Raw genomic sequence first — 9593 nt, forward strand, 5'->3', positions numbered from 1 at the left:
TGCCGGTCACCGCCTGCTCGTGGGGCTGGCCCTCGGCGATGGCGCGCAGGGTCTCCACGGCCTGCTCGACCGACTCGGCCAGCACGGCGGCCCGGGAGTCGAAGTGCGTGCGGTGCAGCGCCGCGGTGGCGGCCACATCCGTCAGCGACACCTGGTCGTGGGCCTCCAGCCAGTTGGCCCAGCGGCCTGCCTGCTCCCGCAGTGCCGCCTCGCTGCGGCCCGACACCACGACCGGCACCGGAAGCTGAGGAGCCTCAGCGGCGACGACCGCCTCTGCGGCAGGCGCCTCTTCCAGGATCACGTGTGCGTTGGTGCCGCTGAGGCCGAAGGAGGAGATGCCTGCGCGGCGCAGTCGCTCGCCGCGTTCCCAGGGGCGGGCTTCCTGGAGGAGTCGCAGGCCGGAGTCGTCCCACTGGATGTGAGGGCTGGGCTGGTCGGCGTGGAGGGTTTTGGGGAGGGTGTCGTGCTGGAGGGCGAGGATCATCTTGATGACGCCCGCGACGCCGGCGGCTGCCTGGGCGTGGCCGATGTTCGACTTGGACGAGCCCAGGTAGAGGGGATGGTCCTGGGCGCGGGTGGGTCCGAAGACCTCCGCGAGCGCCCCGGCCTCGATCGGGTCGCCGAGGCTGGTGCCGGTGCCGTGGGCTTCGATGGCGTCGATGTCGTCGGGGGTGAGGCGGGCGGCGGTGAGGGCGTCCTGGAGGACGCGTTGCTGGGAGGGGCCGTTGGGGGCGGTCAGGCCCTGGCTGCGGCCGTCCTGGTTGACGGCGCTGCCGCGGATGACGGCGAGGATGTGGTCGCCGTCGCGTTGGGCGTCGGAGAGGCGCTTGAGGAGGAGGATGCCCGCGCCTTCGGCCCAGCCGGCGCCGTTGGCGTCGGCGGAGAAGCTCTTGCAGCGGCCGTCGGCGGCCATGCCCTTGAGGCGGCTGAATTCGACGAAGAGGGCGGGCGTGGACATGACGGTGACGCCGCCGACCAGCGCGGTGTCGCACTCGCCGTTGCGCAGGGCGGTCACGCCGAGGTGGGTGGCGACCAGCGACGACGAGCACGCCGTGTCCACGGTGACGGCCGGGCCCTGAAGGCCGAGCGCGTACGAGACACGGCCGGACACCACACTGCTCGCGTTGCCGGTGCTGACGTACCCGTCCAGGTCGCCGAGGCCCGCCTGCTTGCCGTAGTCGGAGCTCATCGTGCCGAGATAGACGCCGGTGCGGGACTCCGAGAGCGTGTCGGGGCGGACGCCTGCGCGCTCCAGGGCCTCCCAGACGGTCTCGAGGATGATCCGCTGCTGCGGGTCCATCGACTGCGCCTCACGCGGGGAGATGCCGAAGAACTCGGCGTCGAAGCCCTCGATGTCCTCGAGGAACCCGCCCTCACGGGCGTAGGACTTGCCGACGGCCTCGGGGTCCGGGTCGTACAGGCCCAGGCCCTCCCACCGCTTGGGCAGGCCGCCGATGGCGTCGGACCCGCTGACCAGCAGCTTCCAGTAGTCCTCGGGGGTGTTGATGCCCCCGGGCAGGCGGCAGGACATCGACACCACCGCGATCGGCTCCGTCTTAGCGGCGCGCTCCGAGGCGAGGTCGTTCTCGGCCTGCAGCAGCGCGTTCGTCGTACGTCGCAGATAGGTCTCGAGCTTCTGCACGTCGGTAGCGCTCACTTGCCCACTCCAAACTTGCGGTCCAGGAAATCGAGGAGGTCTTCTTGACTGCTGTCCGCGACGTCCGCGGCGTCCATCTCGGGTTCGCCGGGCTCGGCGACGGCCGTCTTCGACAGCGCCGCGTGCAGGTCGACGAAGCTGGCCACGAGGCCTTGCGTCGCGAGCTGTTCCGGCGTCGCGGAGCGCAGCAGTTCCACGAGTGCGTCGATCTGGTTCTTCGTCAGGCGAGGTGCCGATACCCCCGAACCGGCGCCGCCGAGTGCGAGCTTGTCGAGGAGGAGCCCGGCGATGGCGGTGGGGGTGGGGTAGTCGAAGGCGAGGGTCGCCGGCAGCGACACCCCGGTCTCGGCCGACAGACGGCGGCGCAGCTCGACCGCCATCACCGAGTCGATGCCGAGATCCTTGAGCACCTGCTGGGCGCCGACACTCGCGGCGTCCGCCATGCCCAGGACGACGGCGACCTCGCGCCGCACCACCTCCAGCACCGACGCGTGCCGCTCCTCCTCGGGCAGCGCGAGCAGCCGGTCGCGCAGTGCGCCCGGGGCCGCTGCCGCCGCACCCGCCCGGCGCTGCCTCGCCCGCACCAAGCTGCGGAAGAGGGCGGGCACGTCACCGCTCCGCTCCGCCTCACGGCGCACCGCGCCCAGGTCGAGTTTCACCGGGATGGTGTGGGGGTGGTTGCCGGTGAGGGTGGTGTCGAGGAGGTGGAGGGCTTGTTGTGTGGTGAGGGCGGTGATGCCTTGGCGGCGCATGCGGGCGAGTTCGGCGTCGCCGAGGTGGGCGGTCATGCCGGTGCCGGCCTGTTCCCACAGGCCCCAGGAGAGGCTGGTGGCGACTTGGCCTTGGGTGTGGCGGTGTTCGGCGAGTGCGTCGAGGAAGGTGTTGGCGGCTGCGTAGGTGCTTTGTCCGGCGCCGCCGAGGATGCCGGCGGCTGAGGAGAAGAGGACGAAGGCGGCGAGGTTGTGGTCGGTGGTGAGGGTGTGGAGGTGGAGGGCGCCGTCGATTTTGGGGGCGAGGACCTTGGCCAGGCGTTGGGGGGTCTGGGTGGTGATGAGGCCGTCGTCGAGGGTGCCGGCGAGGTGGAAGACGGCGGTGAGGGGGCGGGGGAGGTTGTTGATGAGGGTGGCGGTCTGGTGGTGGTCGGTGATGTCGCAGGCGTGGATGTCGACGGTGTCGGCTCCGGCCTGGGTGAGGGTGGTGACGAGGTCGCTGGTGCCGGGGGCGTGGGTGCCGCGGCGTGAGGTGAGGGTGAGGTGGCGGATGCCGTGGTGCTGGACGAGGTGGGTGGCGAGCTGGCGGCCGAGTTCGCCGGTGCCGCCGGTGATCAGGACCGTGCCCTCGGGGTCGAAACGCGGAGCGTCCGCCTCGCCGCCGTCCGACTGCCCGACCCGGGTCAGGCGAGGCACGTACGGAACGCCCTGCCGCACCACGAGCTCCGGCTCGCCCGCGACACCGAGCGCTCGGGCCAGCACGTCCGCGTCGGATTCCTCCGTACCCAGATCGACCAGGCGGATCGGCCGGTCCGGGTGCTCGTTGCGGGCGACCCGCAGAATGCCCCACAGCGGCGCCTGCGCCAGGTCGGGCACGCCGTCGGACGGCACGGCCACGACCGACTCACTGGTGACCCACACCAGTTCGGTGGTCTCCAGACGTGCATCGTCCAGGGCGAACCGCAACGTCTCCATGGCGTCCGCGGCCAGCTGCCGGGCCGCCTGCGCGCTGTCTCCCGGCACCTTGCCGGTCACGTCCAGGACGAGGCGGGAAGGCCGTACGTCCGTGTTCTCCAGCTCGGCGGCCAGCGCGTCCAGATCGACCAACCGCTGAGCGCCGAGTGCCTGCGCGAGGCGGTCCCCGCCGCAGACGATCCAGGTGGCCGGCGCCTCCACCCCGCTGGGCAGGGGCACGGCCTGGAACTCCACCCGGTAGAGGTGCTCCACCGGGCGGCTCGCGCGGATCTGGTCCGGCGTCGCCGCCCTGGCCCGCAGCCGGGCGGAGGCCAGCGGACTCCCGGTGGCGTCCACCACCCAGACGCCGCCCTCGGCGGCGCCCTGGTCCCAGTCGGCGCGCACGCGCAGTTCGGTGGCGCCGGCACGATGCAGCTCGGCGTCGATCCACTCGAACGGCAGCAGCACCTGCTCCGGCTCCGAACCGGCCGCCGCGTTTCCGTCACGCGCCGCCGCGAGCGTCTGGACCGCCGCGTCGAGCAACGCCGGATGCACGCCGTACGCGGACCCGTCGAGCCCCTCCGGCAGCCGCACCAGCGCGAAAGCGCTGCCCGGCCGGTGCCACAGCTCGGTCACGCCCCGGAACGCCGGGCCGTACCCCACGCCCTGCTTCGCGTACCGCTCGTAGAAGGCGGCCACGTCCAGCGGCTCCGCACCGGCGACCGGCCAGCGGGCCAGTTCGGCGAACTCCCGCCCCGAACCTGCGGTTTCAGCGGCGTCGGCCCCGTCGCCACCGAGCAGGCCGGTGGCGTGACAGGTCCACTCCTCCTGGGTGTCCTCCCGGCGGCTGTGCACCGAGACCGGACGCCGTCCGTCCGCCTCGGGCGTGCCGACGGTGACCTGGAGTCGTATGTGGGTGCTGTTGTCGTCGGGTTCGGGCAGGAGGAGGGGTTCGGCGAGGGTGAGTTCGTCGACGCGGGTGGCTCCGGTTTCGGTGGCTGCGGTCCAGGCCAGTTCGAGGAGTCCGGTGCCGGGGAGGAGGGGGGTGTTGTGGACGGTGTGGTCGTTGAGCCAGGGGTGTTGGGTGGGGGAGAGGCGTCCGGTGAGGAGGTGTCCTTCGCCGTTGGCGAGGGTGGTGGCGGCTCCGAGCCAGGGGTGGGTGGAGGTGTCCAGGCCCAGAGAACCGGGGTTGCTGCCGCGATTCTTGGATTCCAGCCAGAAGTGTTCGTGCTGGAAGGGGTAGGTGGGCAGGGGCGCCTGCCCGGCGGACACGGGGAGGGTCTTCGTCCAGTGGATGGGGTGGCCTTGGACGTGGAGGAGGCTGAGGTTGCGCAGGAGTTGGGTCAGGGTGCCGTGGTTGCGGGTGAGGGTGCCGACCACGATGCCGTCGGTGGCGGCGTTGGTGAGGGGCATCGACAGCACGGGGTGGGCGCTGATCTCGATGTAGGTGGTGTGGTGGTCGGCCAGGAGGCGGGTGAGGGCCTGGTCGAAGCGGACGGTTTCGCGCAGGTTGCGGCACCAGTACGACCCGTCGAGTTCGGTGCCGTCGGTGGGTTGTCCGGTGACGGTGGAGTAGAACGCGGTGTTCGTGGGGGTGGGGGTGATGTTGGTGAAGCCTGCCTGGAGGTCGGGCAGGAGGGGGTCCATGTGGGCGTGGTGGGAGGCGTAGTCGACGTTGACCTTGCGGGCGTAGACGCCGTCGTCGGTGAGGCGGGTGACGATCTCGTTGATGGCGTCGGCTTCGCCGGAGATGACCGTCGAGGTGGAGGTGTTGATGGCGGCGATGGAGAGGGCTTCGCCGTAGGGGGCGATGAACTCTGCGACCTCGGCCTGGGGGCGTTCGATGAGGGCCATGCCGCCGCTGCCGGAGCAGGCCAGGACGGCCTGGGAGCGCTGGGCGACGATCTGTGCGCCCTGGTCGAGGGTGAGGGCGCCGGCGACGACGGCGGCGACGACTTCGCCCTGGGAGTGGCCGATGACCGCGTCCGGTTCGATGCCGTGGGAGCGCCAGAGGGCGGACAGGGCCACGCCCATGGCGAACAGGGCGGGCTGGATGACGTCGACCCGGTCGTGGGGCGGGTGGTTGTCTCCGTCGCCGGTGAGGACTTCGCGCACGGACCAGCCGGTGAAGGGTTTCAGGGCGGTGTCGCAGGCGTCGATGGTCTCGGCGAAGACCGGGGACTGGGTGAGCAGGTCATGGCCCATGCCGACCCACTGGCTGCCCTGCCCGGGGTAGACGAAGACGGTCTTCCCGCGCGGCTGGGCCGTACCGGTCACCGCCTGCTCGTGCGGCTGGCCCTCGGCGATCGCTCGGAGCCCAGCCGTGGCCTCGTCGGGTGATGCGGCCAGCACGGCGGCGCGGGAGTCGAAGTGCGTGCGGTGCAGCGCGGCCGTGGTGGCCACGTCGACGAGTGGGACCTCGTCGTGGGCCTCCAGCCAGTTGGCCCAGCGGCCTGCCTGCTCCCGCAGTGCCGCCTCGCTGCGGCCCGACACCACGATCGGCACCGGCAGTTCCGGAGCCTCCGTGGCCACGGCCGCTTCGACGGCGGGTGCTTCTTCCAGGATCACGTGTGCGTTGGTGCCGCTGAGGCCGAACGACGAGATGCCTGCGCGGCGCAGTCGCTCGCCGCGCTTCCACGGCAGAGCTTCCTGGAGCAGCTCCAGGCCGGACTCGTCCCACTGGATGTGCGGGCTGGGTTCGTCCGCGTGGAGGGTCTTCGGCAGGGTGTCGTGCTGGAGCGCCAGGATCATCTTGATGACGCCCGCGACGCCGGCTGCTGCCTGGGCGTGGCCGATGTTCGACTTCGACGAACCCAGGAGCAGGGGCCGGTCGGCTGTCCGGGTGGGTCCGAAGACCTCCGCGAGTGCCCCGGCTTCGATGGGGTCGCCGAGGCTGGTGCCGGTGCCGTGGGCCTCGATGGCGTCGATGTCGTCCGGGGTCAGTCGGGCGGCTGCCAGCGCGTCCTGGAGGACGCGTTGCTGGGAGGGGCCGTTAGGGGCGGTCAGGCCCTGGCTGCGGCCGTCCTGGTTGACGGCGCTGCCGCGGATGACCGCCAGCACGCGGTCGCCGTCGCGTTGGGCGTCGGAGAGGCGCTTGAGGAGGAGGATGCCCGCGCCTTCGGCCCAGCCGGCGCCGTCGGCGTCGGCGGAGAAGCTCTTGCAGCGGCCGTCGGCGGCCATGCCCTTGAGGCGGCTGAACTCGACGAAGAGGGCGGGGGTGGACATGACGGTGACGCCGCCGACCAGCGCGGTGTCGCACTCGCCGTTGCGCAGGGCGGTCACGCCGAGGTGGGTGGCGACCAGCGACGACGAGCACGCCGTGTCCACGGTCAGGGCCGGGCCCTGAAGGCCGAGGGTGTACGACACCCGGCCGGACAGCACACTGCTCGTGTTGCCCGTGCCGAGGTAACCGTCGAGGGCCTCGTAGTCGTGGTTGTGGGGGTTGTCGTAGTCGGAGCCCATGGTGCCGAGGTAGACGCCGGTGCGGGACTCCGAGAGCGTGTCGGGGCGGACGCCTGCCCGTTCGAGGGCTTCCCAGACGGTCTCGAGGATGATCCGCTGCTGCGGGTCCATCGACTGCGCCTCGCGCGGGGTGATCCCGAAGAACTCGGCGTCGAAGCCCTCGACGTCGTCGAGGAACCCGCCCTCGCGGGAGTAGGACTTGCCGACGGCCTCGGGGTCCGGGTCGTACAGGCCCATGCTGTCCCACCGCTTGGGCAGGCCGCCGATGGCGTCGGATCCGCTGACCAGCAGCTTCCAGTAGTCCTCGGGGGTGCCGATACCGCCGGGCAGGCGGCAGGCCATCGACACCACCGCGATCGGCTCGTCCGCTCCTGCGCGGCGGGTGCGACGCGAGACGGCCGTCCGCTGGGGGACGTTCGTCAGGTCGAGCTTGTCGAGGAGGAGCCCGGCGATGGCGGTGGGGGTGGGGTAGTCGAAGGCGAGGGTCGCGGGCAGGACGGTGTCCGTCTCGGCTGACAGGCGACGGCGCAGTTCGACCGCCATCACCGAGTTGATGCCCAGGTCCTTCAGGACCTGGTCCGGACCGAGACCCGTCGCGTCGGAGACGCCGAGGACGATCGCCGCCTCGTCGCACACCAGTCGCGTCAGATCCTTGCGCCGCTCCACGTCGGACAGGGCGGCCAGCCGGTCCCGGAGCGCCGACGGCCGCGCCGCGACCCGGCCCGCCTGCCGCAGCCGGGAGCGCACCAGCCCGCGGAACCTCGGCGCGACCTCGCCGCCCCGGTCCGCGGCCCGCTGCAACTCCGTCAATTCCAGCTTCACCGGCGCGAGATGCGCATACGGCTGGGTGAGCGCGGCGTGGAGCAGCCGCATACCCTCGGCCTCCGACAGCGAACCGATGCCCTGCCGGCGGATCCCGGCGAGTTCGGCGTCGCGGAGGTGGGCGGTCATGCCGATGCCGGCCTGTTCCCACAGACCCCACGAGAGGCTGGTGGCGACCTGGCCCTGGGCCCGACGGTGTTCGGCGAGCGCGTCGAGGAAGGTGTTCGCCGCCGCGTAGGTGCTCTGACCTGCCGTACCCAGGATTCCCGCCGCTGAGGAGAAGAGGACGAAGGCGGCGAGGTTGTGGTCGGTGGTGAGGGTGTGGAGGTGGAGGGCGCCGTCGATTTTGGGGGCGAGGACCTTGGCCAGGCGTTGGGGGGTCTGGGTGGTGATGAGGCCGTCGTCGAGGGTGCCGGCGAGGTGGAAGACGGCGGTCAGCGGGCGCCGTAGTGAGCTGATGAGGGTGGCGGTCTGGTGGTGGTCGGTGATGTCGCAGGCGTGGATGTCGACGGTGTCGGCTCCGGCCTGGGTGAGGGTGGTGACGAGGTCGCTGGTGCCGGGGGCGTGGGTGCCGCGGCGTGAGGTGAGGGCGAGGTGGCGGATGCCGTGGTGCTGGACGAGGTGGGTGGCGAGCTGGCGGCCGAGTTCGCCGGTGCCGCCGGTGATCAGGACCGTGCCCTCGGGGTCGAAACGCGGGGCTTCGATGTCGGCGGGCTGATCGGTGCGGGTCAGGCGGGCGACCAGGATGCGGCCGTCGCGCAGGGCGATCTCGGGCTCTCCCTCGACCGCGATCGCCTGCTCCAGCAGCTCGGCGTCCACCGCACCGGCATCCAGATCCACCAGACGCACCGAACGCTCGCCGTACTCGTTCGCGGCGGTCCGCAGCAGACCCCACAGCGGAGCGTGCGCCAGGTCGGCCACGCCGTCGCCCACGGCCCGGCGCGTCACCCAGACCAGCGCCGTCGACGCGAGGCGCGGCTCACCGAGGAGGCCCTGAAGTGTGGTCAGGGCGGCGGCGGCCGTCTGCGCGGCACCGTCCTCACCCGACACGGGACGCGTCGCGTCGACCAGGACGAGCCCCGGAACGGACTCCCCGGCCAGCAACTCGTCCACGTCGGTGACCATGTCGAGGCCGAGCGCGGCACCCAGCTCGGAGCGAGCGCCCAGCACGACGGCGTCGTCGAGCACGTCCGACGCGCCGCCGTCACCGGCGGCGGCCGTGTCCGCGCCCGTCGCACGCAGCGGCTCGAACGCCACCCGGTACAGGTGCTCCACCGGCTCGGCGACCCGTATCTGGTCGGACGTCACCTCGCGCAGGCGCAGCTCCCGCACCGACAGGACCGGGTGTCCCGCGGTGTCCACCGCCCGGATGCGGGCGACGGACGCCATCCGGTCGAACTCGACCTCGACCCGCAGTTCCGTGCCACCTCCGGCGAGCAGCTCCGCGCCGCCCCACTCGAAGGGAAGCACCACGGAGTCGTCCCCGTCGCGCAGCGCCGCGATGACGTGCAGGGCGGCGTCGAGCAGCGCCGGGTGCACGCCGAACTCACCCGGACCGATCTCCTCGGGAAGACGTACGAGACCAAAGCCGCGGTCCCCGTCACGCCACAGCTCCCGCAGCCCGCGGAACGCCGGGCCGTACCCGAGGCCCTGCGCCTCGAACCGGTCGTAGTACCCGTCGAGTTCCACGCGTTCGGCACCTGCGACCGGCCACTGCGCGAGCATGTCCGCACCGGATTCGTCCTCGGGCGAGTCCGCCACGAGCTCACCCGTCGCGTGCCGGCGCCACACGCCGCCCAGCGAGTCCTCCGACTGGCTGTAGACGGCCAGCGAACGACGACCGTTCGCCTCCGGGCCGACCACCGCCTGCAACCGCACGGCGTCCCGCACCACCAGCGGCTCGGTCAGCGTCAGCTCTCCGACGCCGGCCGCCCCGACCTCACGGGCAGCGGCGAACGCGAGGTCCAGGAGTCCGGTGCCGGGGAGGA

2 protein-coding genes are annotated in these 9593 nt (G+C 72.1%); both read right to left on the bottom strand.

Translation table 11 applies throughout. The features are described from left to right. Positions 1 to 1657, bottom strand: a 1657-nt coding sequence (locus AMK33_RS39975; protein ID WP_143203926.1) for a type I polyketide synthase, incomplete at its 3' end; no start/stop codon positions are given. Beyond that, the coding region (locus AMK33_RS39980; RefSeq protein ID WP_073938142.1) for a type I polyketide synthase at positions 1654 to 9593 on the bottom strand (7940 nt) is incomplete at its 5' end. The genes AMK33_RS39975 and AMK33_RS39980, both read right to left, overlap by 4 nt.

This window comes from Streptomyces sp. CB02400 (assembly GCF_001905725.1).
GTDB lineage: Bacteria > Actinomycetota > Actinomycetes > Streptomycetales > Streptomycetaceae > Streptomyces > Streptomyces atrovirens.